17 protein-coding genes are annotated in these 21622 nt (G+C 44.2%); 5 read left to right on the forward strand and 12 right to left on the reverse strand.

Features of this window, described 5'->3' with window-relative positions; genetic code table 11:
* Position 1: 1 nt before the first annotated feature.
* From aroK to pilM, 6 genes are all read right to left on the reverse strand, one after another.
* A complete protein-coding gene (gene aroK / locus DBZ36_RS01430) occupies positions 2–517 on the reverse strand; it encodes a shikimate kinase AroK (RefSeq protein ID WP_120353147.1) in 516 nt (171 codons plus the stop codon).
* 152 nt (positions 518–669) lie between these two features.
* Positions 670–2703, reverse strand: coding sequence for a type IV pilus secretin PilQ (locus DBZ36_RS01435; protein ID WP_120353148.1), 2034 nt, complete (start codon positions 2701–2703; stop codon positions 670–672).
* Positions 2704–2720: 17 nt separating this feature from the next.
* A complete protein-coding gene (locus DBZ36_RS01440) occupies positions 2721–3251 on the reverse strand; it encodes a pilus assembly protein PilP (protein WP_158589007.1) in 531 nt (176 codons plus the stop codon).
* 2 nt (positions 3252–3253) lie between these two features.
* On the reverse strand, positions 3254–3835 hold the full coding sequence (locus tag DBZ36_RS01445; RefSeq protein WP_120353150.1) for a type IV pilus inner membrane component PilO: 582 nt from the start codon (positions 3833–3835) through the stop codon (positions 3254–3256).
* Positions 3832–4404 carry a PilN domain-containing protein gene (locus tag DBZ36_RS01450; RefSeq protein ID WP_120353151.1) on the reverse strand — a complete coding sequence of 191 codons (573 nt, stop codon included), beginning with the start codon at positions 4402–4404 and terminating at the stop codon, positions 3832–3834. The genes DBZ36_RS01445 and DBZ36_RS01450 overlap by 4 nt, the downstream gene beginning before the upstream one ends.
* Positions 4397–5551, reverse strand: a complete 1155-nt coding sequence (pilM, locus tag DBZ36_RS01455) for a type IV pilus assembly protein PilM (RefSeq protein ID WP_325049063.1) — start codon at positions 5549–5551, stop codon at positions 4397–4399. Before pilM ends, DBZ36_RS01450 begins: the two co-directional genes overlap by 8 nt.
* A gap of 75 nt (positions 5552–5626) precedes the next feature.
* Here pilM and DBZ36_RS01460 point away from each other — a divergent pair, with 75 nt between their 5' ends.
* Positions 5627–8197, forward strand: a complete 2571-nt coding sequence (locus tag DBZ36_RS01460) for a penicillin-binding protein 1A (RefSeq protein ID WP_120353153.1) — start codon at positions 5627–5629, stop codon at positions 8195–8197.
* A gap of 64 nt (positions 8198–8261) precedes the next feature.
* Here DBZ36_RS01460 and oxyR read toward each other — a convergent pair whose 3' ends face one another.
* Positions 8262–9155: a DNA-binding transcriptional regulator OxyR gene (oxyR, locus tag DBZ36_RS01465; protein WP_120353154.1), complete on the reverse strand. Its 894-nt coding sequence runs from the start codon at positions 9153–9155 to the stop codon at positions 8262–8264.
* 100 nt (positions 9156–9255) lie between these two features.
* A complete protein-coding gene (gene glgC / locus DBZ36_RS01470; protein WP_120353155.1) occupies positions 9256–10509 on the reverse strand; it encodes a glucose-1-phosphate adenylyltransferase in 1254 nt (417 codons plus the stop codon).
* 318 nt (positions 10510–10827) lie between these two features.
* Here glgC and DBZ36_RS01475 point away from each other — a divergent pair, with 318 nt between their 5' ends.
* From DBZ36_RS01475 to DBZ36_RS01490, 4 genes are all read left to right on the forward strand, one after another.
* Positions 10828–11808, forward strand: a complete 981-nt coding sequence (locus DBZ36_RS01475) for a TRAP transporter substrate-binding protein (protein ID WP_120353156.1) — start codon at positions 10828–10830, stop codon at positions 11806–11808.
* 55 nt (positions 11809–11863) lie between these two features.
* Positions 11864–12400: a TRAP transporter small permease gene (locus DBZ36_RS01480; protein WP_325049064.1), complete on the forward strand. Its 537-nt coding sequence runs from the start codon at positions 11864–11866 to the stop codon at positions 12398–12400.
* A 4-nt stretch (positions 12401–12404) separates the two neighbouring features.
* Positions 12405–13802, forward strand: coding sequence for a TRAP transporter large permease (locus DBZ36_RS01485; protein WP_120353157.1), 1398 nt, complete (start codon positions 12405–12407; stop codon positions 13800–13802).
* Between the two features lie 62 nt (positions 13803–13864).
* A complete protein-coding gene (locus DBZ36_RS01490) occupies positions 13865–14461 on the forward strand; it encodes a DNA-3-methyladenine glycosylase I (RefSeq protein WP_120353367.1) in 597 nt (198 codons plus the stop codon).
* Between the two features lie 941 nt (positions 14462–15402).
* Here DBZ36_RS01490 and DBZ36_RS01495 read toward each other — a convergent pair.
* The 4 genes from DBZ36_RS01495 to pmbA all read right to left on the reverse strand — a co-directional run bounded on the left by DBZ36_RS01495 (position 15403) and on the right by pmbA (position 21492).
* Positions 15403–15780 (reverse strand): GFA family protein, encoded by a 378-nt coding sequence (locus DBZ36_RS01495; RefSeq protein ID WP_120353158.1) that lies wholly within the window; start codon positions 15778–15780, stop codon positions 15403–15405.
* 2 nt (positions 15781–15782) lie between these two features.
* Positions 15783–18884, reverse strand: coding sequence for an efflux RND transporter permease subunit (locus DBZ36_RS01500; RefSeq protein ID WP_120353159.1), 3102 nt, complete (start codon positions 18882–18884; stop codon positions 15783–15785).
* 9 nt (positions 18885–18893) lie between these two features.
* A complete protein-coding gene (locus tag DBZ36_RS01505; RefSeq protein WP_120353160.1) occupies positions 18894–20009 on the reverse strand; it encodes an efflux RND transporter periplasmic adaptor subunit in 1116 nt (371 codons plus the stop codon).
* A 145-nt stretch (positions 20010–20154) separates the two neighbouring features.
* On the reverse strand, positions 20155–21492 hold the full coding sequence (gene pmbA, locus DBZ36_RS01510) for a metalloprotease PmbA (RefSeq protein WP_120353161.1): 1338 nt from the start codon (positions 21490–21492) through the stop codon (positions 20155–20157).
* Between the last annotated feature and the right edge of the window lie 130 nt (positions 21493–21622).

The raw sequence follows: 21622 nt of genomic DNA on the forward strand, positions 1-21622 counted from the left end.
CTTAAAAACCTAATTGGTCAATGATTTGATTAGCGACGGCTTTAGCGCTTTGATCATCAGTTTTAACACTATAATCAGCGATTTCGTCATATAACGGGTTACGCTCAGCAGCCAGTGACTCGAGTACACCGCGGGGTTCTTCGGTTTGCAACAAAGGCCGACGCTTATCACGCTGGGTTCGCGCAAACTGCTTGTCGATCGTTGTTTCCAAATACACAACAATGCCGCGTGCAGATAAATGGTTACGGTTCTCTTTGCTTAATATAGAGCCACCACCAGTTGCTAGCACAATGCCTTGCTCTTGCGTTAGGTCGTCGATTACGGTTTCTTCACGCACGCGAAAACCTGCTTCGCCTTCTACGTCGAATACCCATGCAATATCAGCTCCGGTTCGTTTCTCAATTTCTTGATCAGTGTCGTGGAACTGCATATGAAGTTGTTGTGCCAAATGTCGTCCAATAGTGCTTTTTCCAGCACCCATCGGTCCGATTAGAAAGATATTTCGTTTTTCAGCCATGTGTCTTATTTTTTTAGTTTACGTCTTTGGGTCATCTCCCGCGGTGCAGAGATGGGTTCTACCAACCTTAGCTTTAAGATCAGGCCGGCGATTATCTCAGCTACGACCCTTGGATTGCAAGCGCAAACTTCAGGCCGTGACCAAGTCACCAATTAAAACTGCTCTACAATGATCTTTGGCGTGACAAAAATTAGCAATTCACGCTTCTCAATACTCTCACTTGTAGTTCTAAATAACGCGCCTACGCCTGGGATATCACCCAGTACCGGAAACTTAGACACACTATTAATCGATGTTTGCTGGTAAATCCCGCCCAATACGATGGTTTCTCCATTATCGACCAATACTTGTGTTTCGATGCGCTGTGTTTCTATCGCAATCGCAGTACCGGTACCAGTATTTACAGTTTCACCCGGGCTATCTTGGGTAATCTTCAGGTCAAGAATTAGTTTTCCGTCCGGCGTAATCTGCGGCGTTACTTCAAGACTGAGCACAGCTTTGATAAATGCAACCGATGTTGCACCGCTAGATGAAGATTCGTTATACGGGATTTCACTACCCTGCTCTATATAAGCGGTTTGTTGATTTGCCGTGGTAATACGAGGACTTGCGATGATTTCGCCTTGACCCACTTGCTCCAAAGCCGTTAGTTCTAAATCCAAGACACCGCCAGCCCAACTACCGATTTGCAGAGCGAGGCTACCAGCAGGGCTACCGATCGGAAGATTAACATTAAAATCACCGCTATTTCCGTTACTGGTCTCAGTGCTAGAAAAATTCCATTCCACACCTAAGTCTAAGCCATTGGTATCAAGCACAGAAACCATGCGCGCTTCAATGACTACCTGCTCAACAGCAACATCTAACGCACTAAGCATACGCTTTATCGCAAGAATAGAAGCTTCAGTATCCTTCACCAGTAAAGTATTGGTACGTTCATCTACGGTTACCGTTCCACGTTCAGAAAGCAAAGACGACGACTCGCCACTAAGCAAAGCCGACATGGCACTAGCTTTTGCATAATTCACTTGAATGTATTCTGAGTACAACGGTGATAGGTCAGCAACTTGCTGCTTATTCTCCAAACTTTGCCGTTCCTGTTCGGCAAGCTCCGCTGCGGGTGCAACGAGTAATATGTTGTTCTCTAGACGTTTGTCTAAGCCTTTCACTTTAAGAATAATATCTAAAGCCTGCTCCCACGGCACATCATCTAAACGTAAGGTAATGTTGCCTGCTACGGAGTCGGTCGTAACCAGATTCAATTTGTTAAAGTCAGCAATAATCTGCAAAACAGTTCGTACCGGTATGTTCTGAAAATTCAGCGATATCGGTTTGCCTTGATAAACGACTGTATCATCAGTTTTTGCTGTTTTTATTTGCTGTTTTACTTCAACGAGTAATAAGCCTTTAGACTGGTCATAGCGATAGTCGTAATCTCCGGTGATCGACAGTTCCATATGTACTTTGTTAGCGTAACGGAACACTTCCACTTGAGAAACCGGCGTACCAAAATCACTCACATCGAGTAAATAAACAAGTTCATCAGCGATATCTGTATTAATTAAGTCAACCAATAACTTATTGTCGCGGCGCTGAATATCAGAAGCAATGGCATTGTTTTTCAAACTGAGTAGTAATTGCCCTGCACCACCTTTACCTCGGCGGAAATCGATTGCGGTAACACTATTAATTGCAGCCGCTTTTTGCGCATCAAAATTTTGACTTACAGTTTTCGGCTCAGCCTGTTTTTTCGCAACATATTCGTCCTGAGATGTTGGCGTTGCAGCTAAAGCTGGCATAGCTCCAACTTGCATCAAAATGCGATTACCATCTTTCTTTAGCTGATAAGGTACCAAGCGTTCCAATTGGAAAACCAGTTGCAAATTGTTCCCTTGTTTGCGGGTTTGAAGATCGGTAACGCCATTTGAATCGATAGGTAAGGGATTCATCTTCAAGTTTGACGATGCATCACTAACATCCACAATTAATTGGTTTGGTTGATATTCCAATCGGTCATTTAATTCACCAACAGGACCATCAAATACTAGCTCCAACTCTAGTGCACCTTTAACTTTAGAATTACTGTTAAGTGAGACTAAGTTTACGCTGGCAAAGGCTGAGACGCTGAGGCACATACCGAGCCAAGCTAGGCAAATGCGTTTAGCGTATCGCGACTTATTGTTCATCCAAATGTCCCTATTCATTACTGTGCTTGCGTTAATTCAATTGTGGTTGAGCGATGCGTCCAACAGCCTTTGCCGTCAGGAATAATTTCAAGAACTTCAAATCCATCAGGCTTGACGCCAGTTACTTGTCCTTGATTGAGCCCAATATAGTAACCTTGATCGATTCGATACATTTCTCCATCAGGCGACTGTACCAGCGCCCATAATTGATTACCTTTTCCAAGTACTCCACGCATTTTCAAGTTAATCAATGAATACTGTTCCAGTGGACTTTGCTCATGAGCTTGAGGTGGTTCAATTTCGCAAACTTCACTTTTCTCTTGTTCTTTAGCTTCCGCAAACTCTGCCTGAGGCAGCGTAAACGGATGCCGTTCAGCTGGTGCTACATAGGCTAAATGGGCATATTCAATCAACTCCGGTACATCATCTACAATAGGAACTTGCCGGGCTTTTACCTGCAAAGCGTATTGTTGAAGATCGTCGTTCTGTCCGCCACAAGCTGATAATAATAGTACTGTCGAAACAACAACTAAGAATGATTTATTCATCTTCATTCTCCATTATATCGATAAGTATGGGCAGTCACGGACATGACTAATACCGACTCGTCGCCATTTTTGCGGCTCAGTTTTACCTTTCCAAGGATAACAATCCGCGGCAGTGCTGCAATGTCACTTACAAATTTTCCAAGTTCATCATAGCTCCCCTCAACGAGTAAGCTAATTGGTAATTCCGTCGAGAAATCCTTGTTAACTTCTCGCTCCCAATTAATCCGTCGGAATACCAAACCATTTTTCACTCCGATAAAACTTAGTTCATCAAGTAAGCCTGCAATTTCGTGCTGAGATGGTAATTGACCCAGTAAGGTTGAGAAAGCCTTATCCATTTCATCGACTTGCAACTGATACGCTTCTAGGTTGCCGGCCAAACCTGCCTTGCCTTCAAATTGTGCTCGCAGTTCAACTTCTTGCTTATGTAGCTTATCTAGCTCTAGTTGTTCATCTTTAAGCACAAAGTAGTACATCCCTGCAACGATTAGCCCGCAGACTACGAAGCCAAAAACAACTTTAGCCAGTGGTGGCCATCCAGCGATGTCTTCAAAATCGAGTTCATTTAATTCTTGTAAATTCATTTAGCAATGTCCTCAACCTTGAGCTTACTTTCGTCCACATTAAAACTAAGCTGGAAACGACTGAGGTCAATACCTGACTGGGCATTTAGAGCAACGATAGAGCTGATTTGAGGAGTGCCTAACCATGGGTAAGATTCAATATTTCGCATAAGTGACGATACTCGAGGATTTGATTCACTCTTACCGTCGATTTTTACTACCTTTGAATCATAACTAAACGTGTCGAAGTAAATCCCTGCCGGTGTAGCCTCAGGCATGGTGTTCATCATTCGGGTTAAGGAGTGTCGGCTACGTTGTAGCTCTTGGATGAGATCGATTCTTAAACGAAGGCTTTTCTTACGCTCATTAATTTTCCGAATTTCGCCTAATTTTACATCCAAAGCGGCAATTTCAGTACGTAAAAACTGATTCCGCTGTTTCTGAACGTCTTGTAGGCTACTGAAATACATCTGTACACCAACAGTCGCCAGTAAGGTAAGCGCGGCGCTAACACCCATCAAGATCCAAAACTGTGTCTTTTTACGCTGCTTTGCCTGCTCTCGCCAAGGTAATAGATTAATACTAGACATCGTTTGAACCTCTTAATGCTAAGCCCAAAGCTACCATGTACTTACCACCGTGGCGTTTTAAATGCTCACTATTAACACCTTTAGTAAAACTGGCATTTACAAAAGGTTGTGCCACGACAACGTCATACTCAAGCTCATCTTCGAGCTGTGCAAATACGTCGTTACCCAACGCGCTACCACCGCTCAAAGCGATGTATTTAACTTCACGATTACCCGTTGAACTCGTAAATAACTGAAGCTGACGTCGGATTTGCTGCAACAAGCCCGTCACAAATTGCGACAGTACATCAATTTCGTAGGTGTCAGGAAGAGAGTTACTTTTTTTTGCCTCTTCAGCTTCATCCAAACTCATTCCGTAATAATTAGCAATCTGCTGATTATATTGAGTGCCTCCGAAGTTTTGGGAACGGCTATAAATAACCTCACCAGCCTCTAGAGCCGCAAATGTTAAAGCGTTGGCGCCTATGTCAATTAGACCGATAACATCATCATCGAGAACTTCATGACCAAACTCACCCTGCTTGACAATGTAAGACCAAGCGCGGCCTAAAGCATGAGACTCGACGTCCATGATTTTGGCGTCAAAGTCTGCATTCAACATGATTTCAGTACGTAAACTGATCGATTCAGTGCGAGTTGCGCTTAATAAAATGGTATTGCGTGTGTCGTCCGAAGACATTGGACCTAGTATTTCAAAGTCAATACTGACTTCATCGATAGGGAAGGGAATTGAATTCTCGGCTTCCATTTCGACTTGTTGTTCCAGCTCTTGTGTATTTAGATTGGCATCCAACTGCAATAACTTGGTTATAACTTGAGACCCTGCAACGGCCGAGCTGACATCACGAACGTTACTATTTAGGCGTTTGTGGAGTTGTTTTAGAGCGATAGATAGCTCATCAGGAGCAATCAGTTGATGATCGACGAGCGAGCCTTTTGGTGTTAAAACTTCAGCGAAGTCTTCAACGACCAGTCCACTTGAGTAGGTTCTCACCAGGAGAGCTTTTAGGCTAGACGATCCCATATCTAATCCTAAATAGTTTTTAGAACTGCGTTTCCCAAAGCCAAACACAAGAATCCCTTTATGGTTAGTTTTACATACCGCTAAGCGAAAATCATAATCGTATCCGAGCTCGACTGCGAGCACTAATTGATAAAGATGTCGAAAACCGTCACACTTTGGCTATATAATTAGCGTAATTCGCAATTTTGGTACTTTTTTATGTTTTCAAAGATGCTCAAACGGCTCTTTTATCTATGTGTTTTCCTAGGCTTATGTGGAATTGCAGGTTTTGTTGGACTCTACTATTATTTCGGACAAGATCTACCCGACGTAAAAACCCTAAAAGAAGTTCAACTGCAAACACCTTTACGGGTTTATAGTGCAGATGGCGAATTAATCTCGCAGTTTGGTGAAAAAAGGCGTATTCCTCTGGAGCTAGAACAAATTCCAGAGCAATTAATCCAAGCAGTCTTAGCGACTGAAGACACCCGCTTTTACATGCACCCCGGTATCGATCCAATAGGAATTACCCGTGCCGCCATAAATTTACTGGCAACCGGCGAAAAGAGTCAAGGAGCGAGTACCATCACTCAGCAAGTTGCTCGCAACTTCTTCTTATCTAACGAAAAAACCTATGTTCGGAAAATCAAAGAAATCTTTTTAGCTCTAAAAATTGAACAAGAGTTGAGTAAAGATGAAATCCTAGCTTTATATCTTAATAAAATTAGCCTTGGCTATCGCTCGTTTGGCGTCGGCGCAGCGGCTCAGGTTTATTACGGTACAACCGTCGACAAACTAAGTTTGGCGCAAATGGCTATGATAGCAGGACTTCCTAAAGCGCCTTCTGCTCTTAATCCTATCCGGAGTCCTGAACGTGCAACTGAGCGGCGCCGAGTTGTCTTATTACGAATGCTCGATGTGGGCTTCATCGACAGAGCAACCTATGACGCTACCAATGCGGAACCGCTTACGGCTCGCTACCATGGCGCTGAGATTACTCTTTCCGCTCCCTATTTAGCGGAAATGGTACGCCAAGAAATCTTGCGACGCTATGGCGAGGAAGCCTACGAAACTGGGATGAATGTCTATACAACTGTCGATTCTAAGCGACAACATGCTGCGACCGAGGCATTGCAACAAAATTTACTAGCCTACGACCACCGACATGGGTACCGCGGCGCGGTGGCATCGCTATGGCAAGAAGAAAGTGAGGCATTAACTGAAGAAGAACTTGATAAAGCACTTGCTCAGCTCCCCAATTACGGACCACTTCAACCAGCTGTAGTTCTAAATGTAGAAAAGGAGCAAGCTCAAATCGCCTTAAAACGCTCCCATCGCGGCAGCATAAATTGGGAAGAAGCCAAATGGGCGCGAAAGTACATCAGCAGTAAACGTCAATCGAATCCGCCTAAAACAATCGCCGAAGTCTTAACGGTTGGCGACCTTATATATGTTGAAGCTATCGAGACAGCTATCGAAGAGCCTAACGAAACAGGTGATGGCCAGAGCGTTTCAACTCCGACCGAGCAACTTGCCAGCGATGATGCTGTAGATGAGACAGAACAAATTGCGTTGCAACTTCCAAGCAACTATAAACTGAGTCAATTGCCAGATGCTGGCTCGGCGCTCGTCGCTTTGGATCCCATTGATGGCTCTGTCGAAGCACTCGTCGGCGGGTTTAGTTTTAGTCAAAGTAAGTTTAACCGTGTTACCCAAGCCGCTCGTCAAGTTGGGTCTAATATAAAACCCTTCATTTATTCAGCGGCGATGGAGCAAGGTAAAACACTTGCAACCATTGTAAATGACGCTCCAATTAATCGTTGGGATCCAATTATGGGTGTCGCATGGCGTCCAAAAAATAGTCCCAATGTCTATGATGGTCCAATACGCTTACGTGTTGCTTTAGCAAAATCAAAAAACGTGGTGTCGGTGCGTTTGATCCGCGATCTAAGTATTGATACCACAATTGACCATTTGTCCAAGTTTGGTTTCGTAAAAGATCAGTTACCTCCAAATGAATCACTGTCTCTTGGCACTGCCTCACTTACACCGCTTGAAGTCGTGCGAGCCTATGCTGTTTTCGCCAATGGTGGTCATTTAGTGGATACCCACTTTATTAGTCACATTGATGATAGCCAAGGCGAGCGTATTTACGAGCCAACAATTCGCTTTGCGTGTCTAGAGAACGATGCTAATCCAGTGTGCAAAGACCCTGAGCATGAGCAGCGTGCTCCACAAGTCATCTCTTCTGCAAATGCCTTCCTGACCTCGCAAGCATTGGCTAGCGGAGTATACGGCGGTGGTTCAAGTAAACTTAAAAACCGCTGGAATGGAACAGGGTGGCGCGCTACTCGACTCGGCAGAAACGACTTAGGTGGAAAGACCGGAACGACAAACGATGCTAAGGATGCATGGTTTTCTGGCTATGGTGGCGGGCTTGTTGTGACGGCTTGGGTTGGCTTTGATGACTTCGGTCGTGAACTGGGCTACGCCTCTCGCCATCCGGGTATGGGCGACAAGCAAGCGGTTGGCGGTGAATTTGGCGGCCAGACAGCTCAACCGGCCTGGGTTAGCTTTATGCGAGATGCCCTAGAAGGCACAGAAGAACAGCCGATCCCAGTTCCAAGTGATGTGGTTCGATTGCGCATCGATAGTGCTACTGGTTTACTTAGCCGCGGCGGCGCTTATAGTCAAAACGAATACTTTCTTAAGGGCACACAGCCGCAACGTTACTCAAGTGGTGTTGGTGGCGCGGGTGCTAGTGACTCCCAAGCTGAAGAGCTTTTCTAACTTCTAACCCCATTTCTAACTATAGGCCTGCACAAGCGCAGGCCTTTTTGTTTCCGACTAATATCTATTTCAGTTGATCGGTAGCTGAACTAATTAGCTTCGCTATCTCATTGAAACAAGGGCGTCTCACTGAATTTTTACGATACACCAAGCTTATCAAACGACGAGGTTGCGGTTCTTCAAAACTGCGGTAAGAAATACCGTTATCATCATCTAGTTTATTCACGGCAAGCTGGGGAAGTAGGGTAATTCCCATCCCTGCCGCGACCATGTGTCGAAGTGTTTCTAAACTAGTTGCTTTAAAACTAGTATCTTCGTCAGCACCGGCAGCAAAACAAAATCCCATCGCTTGATCGCGCAAGCAATGGCCATCTTCTAACATCAGCACTTGTTGCCCACTTAGCTCCTCAATGGCTACCTTACTGCGGTTATGCCAAGGGTGGGCTTTGGGCATCGCCAGCATCAAAGGTTCTTGATAAAGGTCGACCGAGCCAAAACGTGACATTTCAGGTAAGTAGGCCAATATCAAACAATCAAGTTCGCCATCGTCTAAACGCCGCAGCAAAACATGGGTTTGCTCCTCATAAAGAAACAATTCAAGCTCACTAAACTCTGATTTTAACTTGGGGATAATTCGGGGCAGTAAGTAAGGTGCAACAGTTGGTATGAGTCCAATATGAATAGGACCCGACAACGGCGCTTGCAGGTTTTTAGCCATATCCCGAAGACCTTTTACCTCCATCAGAATAATTTTAGCTTGATTGCTTAATTGATCACCTGCTGGAGTAAAAATAACCTTACGAGAGGTGCGTTCTATCAACAACAAACCAAGTTCTTCTTCCAACTTTCGAATTTGACCACTTAAGGTAGGCTGACTTACAAAACAGCGCTCTGCGGCTTTACGGAAGTGTTTTTGTTCCTGCAATGCAACGAGATATTCAAGATCACGGATATTCAAGTTAGAATCCTATACCGATTGGTTATGCCAATCAGTATAGGGTTTTAGTAACATTTAGGCTATTGGATTAAAACCTCAAAGGGCATGAAAAAAGCACAAACTACTTTGCAAAATGATCGCCGGTCACCAAAGCGACCCCTTGCTCAGAAACTGTATAGCGGTCTTTGTCAGCACTTGGGTCATAACCTATCACTGTACCATCGGGTATTTGCGTACCTTCAGCAATAATCACTTTACGCAACTTACAATCTTTACCAATACATGCGCCATCAAGTACTACTACCTGATCAAGCACTGATTTCTCTTCGACCCTAACATCGGTAGATAACAAGCTACGTTGTATTTGTGCTCCAGAGACTATAGAACCAGCAGAAATCACAGAATCAATTGCAAAACCCTTTCTGTCATCATCGTTAAAAACAAACTTAGCACCAGGTCGTTGTTTCTGCTGGGTCACAATTGGCCAATCCTTATCGTATAGATCGAGCAAAGGATCAGGGCTAACTAAATCCATGCTTGCAGCGAAGTACTCATCTATATCACCCACATCACGCCAATAAGCATTCCCACCGGGGTGACCACTTTCAGTAAACACATACCCGCATACCTTATGGGTGCGCAGCATTTCGGGGATAACATTGTGGCCGAAATCATGAGCGTAACCAGGTTTCATTAAGCCATCTTTAAGTTCTTTGTCCAGAACAGCAGTATTGAAGATATAGATTCCCATTGAAACTAACGCTTGTTCGGGGTCGTTTTGATCAGGTTTTGGATTCGCCGGTTTTTCTTCAAAATCTACAATCGTACCGTGTTCATCAAGCCCAAGCACACCAAAAGATGAGGCCTGCGAGAGAGGTTTACGTATACAAGCAACGGTAACATCAGCGCCGTTTTCAACATGGAAGTTAACCATGCGGGAGTAATCCATTTTGTAGACATGGTCACCACCTAAAATAAGCACCCGTTCAAAGCTTTTATCGATCAAATCCATATTTTGGTATACCGCATCGGCTGTACCGCGATACCAATCATCACCGGTTCGTTGTTGCGCTGGCAGTATGGCAACCCCTTCGCTACGCACTGGACTTAGCATCGGCCAAGTACCTTGGACATGTTGAATCAATTCGTGAGCCATATATTGGGTCAACACACCAACGCTTTTTATTCCTGAGTTGTAACAGTTAGAAAGAGTGAAATCGATAATGCGATATTTCCCGCCAAAAGCTACTGCCGGTTTCGCTACTTTTGCTGTTAAGCCCTTTAAACGCGTGCCACGTCCACCTGCAAGCACGAGCGCGCATGTATGTCGAATAAGTGAATTACTAGAAAAATGAGAATAACGATTATCGGACATTAGTTAACACCATTAATTGAACGTAGATTTTATAAACAGGTCTCGACCAAATAGAGTCGAACCAACGAATCCGCATTTGCGACCCAAGCACTATTATCACTTGTGTGGGTGTTTCAACCCCCTAGCATTTTTTATGGGTGGGAAAACACCCAATTTACTTTAGAACTGCTTGAATATTAGCACCCTATATAGGCTAGCAAAGCCCGCCCCGAGCGGATTTTACGTTTTTGTGATCATGCTGGCGTATTTGTTGCTGTACACACTGCGCCCTAGCCGAAATATCGGGCGTAGGTCCCTATTCACTACAAGGAAGATATTATGAAACGATTGCAAGCTGGCGTTGCCATTTTAGGATTAGCACTGTGTGCCATGACTCAAGCAGCACCAATAGAAATTAAATTTTCACACGTCGTTGCCGAAAACACGCCTAAAGGACAAATGGCCCTCAAATTTAAAGAGTTAGTTGAGCAGCGCTTGGCCGGGAAAGTTGAAGTTAAGGTATATCCTAACTCGCAACTTTACGGTGATGGCAAAGAGCTAGAAGCGATGCTTTTGGGTGATGTAGAGTTGATCGCTCCTTCATTATCTAAATTTAAGAAATATACTAATCAACTTCAAATTTTTGATCTGCCATTTCTGTTTAAAGACATTGAGTCAGTCGATAGATTTCAGCAAAGTGATGCAGGCCAAGGCCTACTAAAATCGCTCGAACCAAAAGGCTTAGTCGGTTTGGGTTACCTACACAATGGTTTAAAACAGCTTTCAGCAAACGCACCTCTACGCACACCAGATGACGCAAGTGGTAAGAAATTCCGCATTATGAGCTCAGACGTGCTATCAGCACAATTTGAAGCGGTTGAAGCAGTACCATTGAAAAAGCCTTTCTCTGAAGTATTTACTTTGCTTCAAACCAAAGCAATTGATGGTCAAGAAAATACTTGGTCTAACATTTACTCTAAAAAATTCTTTGAAGTACAACCTTACATTACCGAATCCAATCATGGGGTTCTTGACTATATGGTTGTCACCTCAGCAGACTTTTGGAACAACTTGCCTGACGACATTCGCATGGAGCTAAGTAAAGCCCTGAGCGAAGCTGTTACATTGGGCAATCAAATTGCTGCCGAAAAAGCGTCCGCAGATCGTCAACTTATTATTGACTCAAACCGCTCTGAACTCATTACTTTAACCGATGCCGAACGTCAACAATGGGTTGATGCGATGAAGCCAGTTTGGAGTCAATTTGAAGATCAAATCGGAACTGACTTGATACAAGCAGCAGTCGCTTCAAACCAGTAGCACTATATGCCTGTAACCGTCCCTCGGCGGCTACAGGCAGCGCAAGGATCTGCGAATGAATATTATAAACAAGCTACATAAGCTCGAAGAAAACCTCATCAGTCTCATTTTAGTTAGCATGACCTTACTGGTATTTTGGGAAGTTATCATGCGCTTCGTATTTAATGCCGGAATTCACTGGTCGCAAGAAGTGACGCTTTACCTGTCTGCCTGGTTAGTGCTGCTAGGCGCAAGTTGGGGCATACGCGAAGGCGCGCACATTGGCGTCGATGCCTTTGTTAAATTACTACCCGACCCCCTACATCGACTACTGAGCTTAGTCGCTATATTTTTGTGCCTCGTTTATTGCACATTATTCTTATATGGAAGCTGGGTATATCTTGCCAAAATGAAAAGCGTAGGCATCGAAATGGAAGATTTACCAGTACAAAAATGGCAAGCCATGAGTGTTCTGATTATAGGCTTTGCGCTGCTTAGTTTACGTTTCTTTGAATTAGCGTGGCGGGTGTATACCGGCAAGCAATTGGGCTTCCATTTGGCAGACGAAGCCAAAGAAAGTATGCACCTTATCGACGACACTAAACAGGACTGACAGCATGACTACACTCACTTTATTTGCGCTGTTGTTCGTTTGTATGTTCATTGGCATGCCCATCGCTATTGCCTTGGGATTTTCCAGTATGATGACCATTTTGTTGTTTTCTAGCGACAGTTTGGCCAGCATTTCCTTGAAACTATTTGAAGCAGCATCCGAGCATTACACTTTACTTGCTATTCCCTTCTTTATTTTGTCCTCATCATTTCTCTCAACCGGTGGTGTCGCCAAACGATTAATTAACTTTGCTATCAATTCTGTAGGCCACATTCGCGGTGGACTAGCTATGGCTTCGGTACTCGCATGTATGTTGTTTGCTGCAGTGTCGGGATCGAGTCCCGCAACTGTTGCAGCCATTGGCTCGATTGTGATTGCTGGTATGGTCCGCTCAGGGTATCCCGAGTCCTTTGCAGCTGGTGTAATCGCCAACGCTGGTACCTTGGGAATTTTGATTCCCCCATCTATCGTAATGTTGGTATATGCAGCTGCGACTGAGGTTTCGGCTTCTAGAATGTTCATGGCCGGCTTTATTCCAGGCATCATGATGGGAAGCATACTCATGATTGCAATCTACGTCGTCGCACGAATCAAAGGGTTACCCTCACAACCTTTTCCAGGGCTTGGGGCTTGGGGCTTAAGCTTAGCCAAAGCATCCGGTGGTTTGATGCTAATTATTCTAGTGCTGGGGTCTATTTACGGCGGTGTGGCTAGCCCAACAGAAGCAGCATCCGTTGCGGCTATTTACGCCTATTTGGTCGCTGTTTGGGGCTATCGCGATATCGGGCCATTGAAAGACACCCCGTGGCGCAAGCCAGGACAGTCGCTGGTTTCAAGTGTATTTAGCAACATTATAAGCTTGCCCTATGTGTTCGTCGCTTCGTTTACCAATAAAGAAGTAAGGCTTGTGGTCAAAGATGCAGCAAAAGTCTCCATCATGCTGCTGTTCATCATTGCTAACGCCATGTTGTTCGCTCATGTGCTCACGACTGAACGCATTCCGCACATGATTGCTGAGTCCATCGTAAGCCATGGACTCGAAGCTTGGGCCTTCTTAATCGTAGTGAATATACTGTTACTAATTGCCGGTAACTTTATGGAACCAACTGCAATTTTGTTAATCATGGCGCCAATCTTATTTCCAATTGCGACTCAACTAGGTATTGATCCCATCCATCTTGGAATCATTATGGTTGTGAACATGGAAATAGGCATGCTGACTCCACCGGTAGGACTGAACCTATTTGTAACTGCAGGGATAACGGGGCGCAGCATTGGCTGGGTTATCAAGGCCTGCCTACCTTGGCTAAGCTTGCTACTAATATTCCTAATGATGATCACCTATATTCCGCAAATATCATTATTTTTGCCGGAATTCTTCGATCGTATGAATGGTTATTAGGCGCTATAAAATAATGTATGCTTAGCTTCGGCTAGGCATACATCGAGTTCTATATGACATCAATGATTAAACAGCGCTGTTTTAGCACCCAGCAGGACCACATCTATAATACTTACCATGATGAGGTCTGGGGACGACCGGTTTACGACTCGCTACAATTGTTTGAAAAGCTTTGTCTCGATGGCCAACAAGCGGGGCTTTCATGGATTACTATCTTAAAGAAACAAGCCAGTTACGAAGCGGCTTACGCAAACTTTGACCCAAAAGAAATAGCCAGTTTCGGTCAAGATCAAGTTGAAGCCCTGATGCTTAATCCGGGTATTGTCCGCAATCGTCTAAAAATAAATTCCATTATTAAAAATGCACAGGCTTATTTGCGATTAGAGCAACAAGGTGTCATTTTTTCAGACTATTTGTGGAGTTTTGTCGGAGGCGAGCCACGCATCAATAATTACCAAACCAGTAAGGATATCCCAGCTACAAGCAGTGAATCTGAGGCGATGTCTAAAGCGTTAAAAAAAGACGGGTTTAATTTTGTGGGTCCAACAATTTGTTATGCCTTCATGCAAGCTGCGGGCTTGATCATAGAACTTAGCGATGATTGTGACGTGCACAATAAAGACAATTTGTCACAACTGCTGGTTGGGACTAGGGATTAGATACGAATCATGAAGAGTTTGCCTGATCGGCAATAATGGTTTATTACAGGTTATTCTTAGGCTTTCCTGGCTCTACCGCACGGGTCGGTACCTAGCCAAATCTTACTTTATTAAAACTAAAAGCGATCGTAGAAACGCTGCTCTTGTTCTGCTTGGCTTAGGCCATCGTTATTCTTAAAAAATCCGTTAAAAACTGTTAAATATTTCATGCTGAACTCCAATGATGTGGTTATATTAGTAACGGTCGTAAAACTGTTGCTCTTTTTCACTAGCACTCATATGCGGATTATTAGTGTAGTTGGCAAAATAGGCTGCAAATAAATTCATAATATTTTCCTCTGTTTATAACTTAACTTACTAGAAACTGTCGTAGAAACGTTGCTCTTGCTCTGCTTGGCTTAGGCCATCGTTATTTTTGAAAAAACCATTAAAAACTGTTAAATATTTCATGTTTATCTCCTAATGATGTGGCTTGATTAGTAACGGTCGTAAAAACGTTGTTCTTGTTCTTGAGCGCTCATATGGTTATCTGCTTTGAACACATTGGTGTATAAGTAGGTGAATACGTTAGTCATGATGTACCTCACAAAATGTAAATTTATAGTTGTTTTATTGAGAAACCCCTTGAATGTCGCTGAATTTCTCTTACGGGCTAATAATAAGTGATTTAGCGCACACTAAGTATTGTTATATTTAGTTTTATTATTACGATATTTAACTTTTAGTAATTTAATTACCAAAAAATGCAAATATGTAACTTGAAAACGGTTTCTAATTACGTTTTTACGCCGACAAGTGCGAAACCATGCGGATCTATTAGTGTGAGTTGAATTTGGGGGCTACTGTTAGGAAGTTTGTCGAATTTCAAAGCGGCTATTTATCTACTTCAGCATTATAGCTAAGAACAACACTGTTGTTGTTCTTAGCGAGCAGTCACTAAGTTAAATATATTGCCAAGAATCAGCGCCATCAAATAGGCGCTGTTCAAAGTCTTTTATCACTAGTGGTTCACACATTCGACCATTGAGAGCAAAACGCTCGGTTGCGTCTTCTTTATAGTCCTGGCGCTCAGGGTTAGCACTGTAATGTGTCAAACTTGCGCAATGGCGACAAAAACAGAAGTTAATCATGCGATCTCCACATTGATAAATGTGGATGTCTTTAGGCTTGGCTGTTAGCTCAGCAAACTGCTTTTGACCATATATCCACAACGGTGCATAGCGACGACAAACCGAACAATTGCAGCTCGTCATTTGTTTATTCGCTTGCTCCAAACTTATTTTTATCCTGCCACAATGACAACTAGCTTCTAAGCGCATACTTAATCCTTGGTTTCACTTTCCAAAAGCTGCTGCTCGAGTTGTTGCGCAACATAATCAGGTGAATGGGTATGCTTACATAATAGTCGATACATCATCGGGACGATGAACAGACTAACGAGGCTTGCGAGTAGCATGCCAAAGAAAACTACGGTACCAACCGCTATTCGACTCTCCGAACCTGCGCCACTAGCGAGTAACAAAGGAAGCGATCCAAATAGCGTTGTAGCAGCTGTCATTAAAATGGGTCTTAAACGACGTGCCGAAGCCTCGACGATCGCAGTCTCAAACGCCAAACCTCTATCTCTAAGCTGATTGATGAATTCAACAATCAAAATACCATTTTTAGTCACCATGCCAATGAGCATGATCAAACCAATTTGACTATAGATATTCAAACCTTGGTTATTCAACCACAATCCCATGAATCCCCCAGCAATACCCATTGGAACTGTAAACATAACCACTAGCGGGTTAATAAAGCTTTCAAACTGAGCAGCCAATACTAAATAAACAACCAGTAAAGCCAATGCAAAAACTACCCAAGTACTGCTTTGATTCTCAACGAAGTCACGTGACTCACCGGCGTAATCAATGACAATGTCAGGTGGCAATATCTCTCTGGCTTGTTCTTGTAAAAATGCTAGCGCCTCACCTAGGGTGCTGCCATCGGCCACATTTGCCTTTAAGGTAATTGATTTTTGTTTTTGAAAGTGACTCAAGCGCTGAGCTGAGGCTACTTCTTCTATAGTTGCCACGGTGTCCAAAGTGACAAGTTCACCTTTGTCTGTGCGCAGGTAAATACGCGATAGATCACTAACACTGTTAAAACTATCCTCGTCGCCACGCAAGTAAACATCATACTCTTCACCGCGTTCGACGAAGGTAGTTTCAGAGCGACCGCCTAGCATGATCTCAAGAGCGTTCGCGACATCGCTGACAGCAATTCCCAATTGATTAGCGCGGTCTTTGTTTACGCTAGCCAAGAGCTCAGGCGTTGTTTGTGAGTAATCAAGATCAGGCCGTTGCATGATGCCACTTTCTTCTGCAATATTTTGCAGCTTGATGGCCCATTGATGAAGCTCATCGTAATCTGCGCCGCCTAATACAAACTGCACCGCTTCGCTAGATCCGCGTCGCGAGCCAGGCTGCATCGCACGCAACCAAACGTCACTAATGCCAGACAAGCGTTTGTTTATGATACCAACCGCTTGGGTGGCCGTTTCATCGCGTAAATCCCAATCTTCAAGTTGTAAAATGACTAGACCTGTTTGGTCGCCAGCGCGTCCACCGAAAGCCGGTGCTTGTATACTAAAGGAGCGCACTAGCCCTTCTCCAACTAACGGAAGCAAACGCGATTCAACTTCTTCCATATTACTCGCCATACGGTTATAGCTGGTGCCTTCAGCTCCTTTAACAAACACATAAATGACTCCACGGTCCTCAGTAGGCGTCAGCTCTGATGGCACCTTTTGACTAAAGCTATAACTGAGCAAAATAAATCCAATCAGTACTAGCGGTGCAAAAATGGCATTGGGCATCAACCAGCTTAATGCGTTTTTATAGCCCTGGGTGAGCTTGTTTAAGCCTTTATCAATAACCCGCGTGAGCCAAATTTGCTTGCGCTCACTACGTAACATTTTGCTTGCAAGTGCCGGGCTTAGGGTCAGCGCAATCACCGACGAAAAAATCACCGCGACCGCAAGTAGCACCGAGAATTCGACAAAGAGTCGACCAATACTGCCTTCCATAAAGGATATAGGCAAAAATACCATGACCAAAACCATGGTCGTTGCAATAACTGCAAACCCAACTTCTCGGGTGCCTTTGTAGGCGGCAACCAGTGGCGTTTCACCCTTATCTAAATGCACGTAGATATTTTCGACCACTACGATTGCATCATCAACTACCAGACCAATGGCTAAGATCAAGGCCATCAGTGTTAATAGGTTGATTGAAAAACCAAAGAAGTAAGCGGCACTAAAGGCAGCGATGAGAGACACCGGCACCGTAATTGCCGGGATCAAGGTTGCACGAAGCTGACCAATAAAGAGATAGAGCACTAGCACCACTAAAATTGCGGTGAGCAAAATGGTACTTAGAACCTCCAAGATTGCGCGTTCAATAAATTTGGTGGAGTCATAATCTACATAAAGCTGGGTACCGTCAGGTATTGCATCTTGCAACAGGGAGACTTGTCTGCGTACCTCAGATGCTATCGACAAAGGATTCGCGTCCGACTGCGGCACAATACCTAAGCTTAGGTTGGTGACACCGTCACTTTTAAAGGTCGAGTTTTCATTTTGAGCACCAATATATACATCAGCAATATCGCGCAAATAGATGGCTTGTCCATCACTACTATTGCCTACAACCAGCCCTTCAAAGTCTTCAACACTCTGATAAATCCGCTGCGTTCTGACAGACATGGTTGTAGTATCGTTTCTAACCTGGCCGCCTGGCAGCTCAACGTTCTCTTTACGCAGCGCTGCAGTTACATCGTTGGTTGTAACTTTTCTACCCGCCATTAAATCGGGATCAAACTTAACATAGAGAACCTTATACAGAGCCCCCGTATAGTCGACTGAACTCACCCCATTGATAAGCGAGAATCGGTTTTCTAAAACTCTTTCAGCGTAGTCGGTTAGATCGCTGCGATCCATGGTCTGCGAAACTAAGTTCACATATAGGGCAACTTCACCGCTACCATTATCTTTGGATACAACCGGATCATTGGCATCGTCGGGTAAGCTTCGCTGAGCCCTTGATACTGCATCTCGTACATCACTAACACCGACATTGAGGTCCCAATCTAAGTCAAACTCGATGCTAATCCGAGATGAACCATTACGAGTTGTTGATGTGATCGACTTAATACCGCTGATCCCCGATAATTGATCTTCGAGGTTAGAGGTTACTTGGCTTTCCATGACTGACGCCGAAGCGCCGGGGTAACTGGTGCTAACCGAAACCACAGGACTGTCGATCTGTGGCATTTCTCGAATAGCTAAGCGACTGATTGAAACAAGCCCAAACAAAAGCAATAAACCCGATAATACAAATGCAAAAACGGGACGCTTAACTGACACATCTGATAACAACATGACTAGCCCCTATCCTTTTGCGGCGCGAGGGCCGTTCTTTGACTTATCGCCCCTAGGCTCTTGCTCCGATTTGGCTTGGTTTTGAGTTTTAACTTTAACGCCGTCGCGGATGTTAACTAGACCCTCAACAACAATCTCATCACCAATATCAACACCGCTTTCAATCATCACTAGATTGTCGATACGTGCACCTAATTTAACTTCGGTACGGCGCGCGGTATTTTCTTCATCTAGTCGATATACATAGCGTTTGGTACCTGAATATTCTAACGCTTGAACTGGAATCACCGCGGCTTGAACTTCAGGAAAATGTAGGCTTGCCGACATCAACATACCCGGCTTTAGAAGTAGATCTTGATTACCAAACTCGATACGCACCCGTATATTTAGCGCTTCATCGTTAACTCGTGAGTCGATTGCAACAAGCTCCCCTTCGAACAAACGATTGGACCACGCCGCTGTTGTCGCACTAACTTGCATACCCAAAGCAAGTTTTGACAGGTATTGTTCAGGTACATTGACATCCAAGCGCATCTTGGACAAATCATCAAGTTGCAGCAGCTCTTCACCGCTGTTTACAAGTTTTCCACGGCTAAAATCAATGAGACTAACCGTTCCAGCGAATGGTGCTTTAATTTGATGTTCGGACAACTCAACTGTTTCAGCCTCAAGACGTGCTCGGGCAACAGCGACCAATGCTCTCTGGGCATCGATTTCGGTGACAGTAACGGCGCCTCGATCAACTAAACGGATGAAATCATTAAGAATACGTTCTTGGTCACTCAGTAGTGCTTTCATCTCGACCACGTTACTCTTAGCGCGTCGGTCGTCAAGTTGAATAAGTAATTGATCTTGTTCAACCGTGCCTTGCTCGCTGACCAAAATGTCATCGATTCGGGCTGTCACCAATGACGAAATCTCAACACTGGTAACAGCGTTAAGATTGGCGACCAGCTTAACGCTTGAGTTTAGATTTTGCGCTGCAACTGAAGCGGTCGCAACTTCAATGGCACTGGGAGTGCGTCCCTTTCGGCCCGATTCAGGTTGTTTTAAAGCATTGAGTTGAGAAAATGCGAAATAGGCAAGCAGCCCAGCACAGATAAAGAAGACAGTTGAACGAAGCATTAGCGTCCTTTCCAAAAATTAGTAAACAAATCATCACGAGCTTGAATGGTACTAAAGAATATTGAAAAGTACTGAGGTTATGGTGTAAAGAACTGCAAAGTTATATCAAAAGCGCCAATCTTGGCGCTTAATTATGCTGAATTAGCTAACTGCCCGCAATCTTCATCGATTCAATTAATACCGAACCCGATTGGATTGAACTACAAGGATCAGGATCATCGGCAATAGCGACGATGTTTTTATACATCTCCTTGAGGTTTCCGGCAATGGTGATTTCATGTACCGGATACATGATTTTTCCATTTTCAACCCAAAATCCGGCGGCGCCACGTGAATAATCTCCAGTAACAATATTAACCCCTTGCCCCATGAGTTCAGTCACCAAAAGCCCTGTTCCCATTTTATCGAGCAAAGCCTGACGCGTCTCGCTCATACCATGCACATACCAATTATGGATACCGCCAGCATGCCCTGTGCTTTTCATTCCCAATTTACGTGCACTATAGGTAGTCAACAAATAGCTTTGCAGTTCGCCACTAGTCACTATGTTTTGTTTTTGAGTGCGGATGCCTTCGCTATCAAAAGGGGTGCTACCAAGACCTTTGAGAACAAATGGATCTTCTGAAATTGACAACCAGTCGGGGAAAATACTTTGACCCATGCTGTCTAAGAGAAACGACGAACGACGGTATAAATTGCTACCGCTAATCGCCCCGACAAAATGCCCAAATAATCCACTGGCAACTTCCCGGTCAAATACGACAGGAACGACACATGTATCGATTTTTCGACTATTTAAGCGACTTAAAGTCTTTTGTGCCGCTTCATCTGCAATGCTTGCGATCGACTGAAGATCGTTAAAATCTCTAGCTACGCTATACGCGTAGTCGCGCTGCATTTCTTCTTCACCAGCAATCAACATGCAGCTCATACTATGGCGACTGGTTGGGTAACCACCGATAAAGCCATGGGAATTACCATAGACTTTAGCACCATAGTGGCTATTAAGGCTGGCACCATCGCTAGCTTTGATTCCAGAATAGCTGGTTGCTTTAGCTTCTAGCTCGCAAGCTAATTCAATAAAACGTGCCGGTTTAAGATCTTGTGGGTGAAACAGATCTAAATCTCTAACCTCTTTCGCCATTAAATCCGCATCGCCAATTCCCGCATCAGGGTCTTGTGAGGTATACCGCGAAATATCCAAAGCAGCATCTAAGGCCTGTTCAATCGCACTCTGACTTAAGTCAGAGGTGGAAACGCTACCCTTACAGCTATCTTTGTAAAGAGCGATTCCCATCGCGCCATCGCGGTTGAACTCTAAAGTTTCAACTTGTTGGTCGCGGGTTGAAATAGACACGCCAGTTTGACGAGAGACGGAAACTTCACATTGATCCGCACCTTTTTCTTTGGCGCGTTTGAGAACAAATTCTACAGCTTCACTTAGCGAGCTTAATTCGTCTTTGACTTGTTGTTCGGGCTTCATGGATACGTTCGTTAATTCGTGATTTTTGGATCATACCACAGCCACGAAAAGCAGGGCCCAGTTTTACACGACTAAGAGCGTGACCTAGCAAGCAATAATGCGCCTTTGAATCATTAAACATCAATCCGCT

Origin of the sequence: Alginatibacterium sediminis, from assembly GCF_003610775.1 — a bacterium.
Taxonomy (GTDB): domain Bacteria; phylum Pseudomonadota; class Gammaproteobacteria; order Enterobacterales; family Celerinatantimonadaceae; genus Alginatibacterium; species Alginatibacterium sediminis.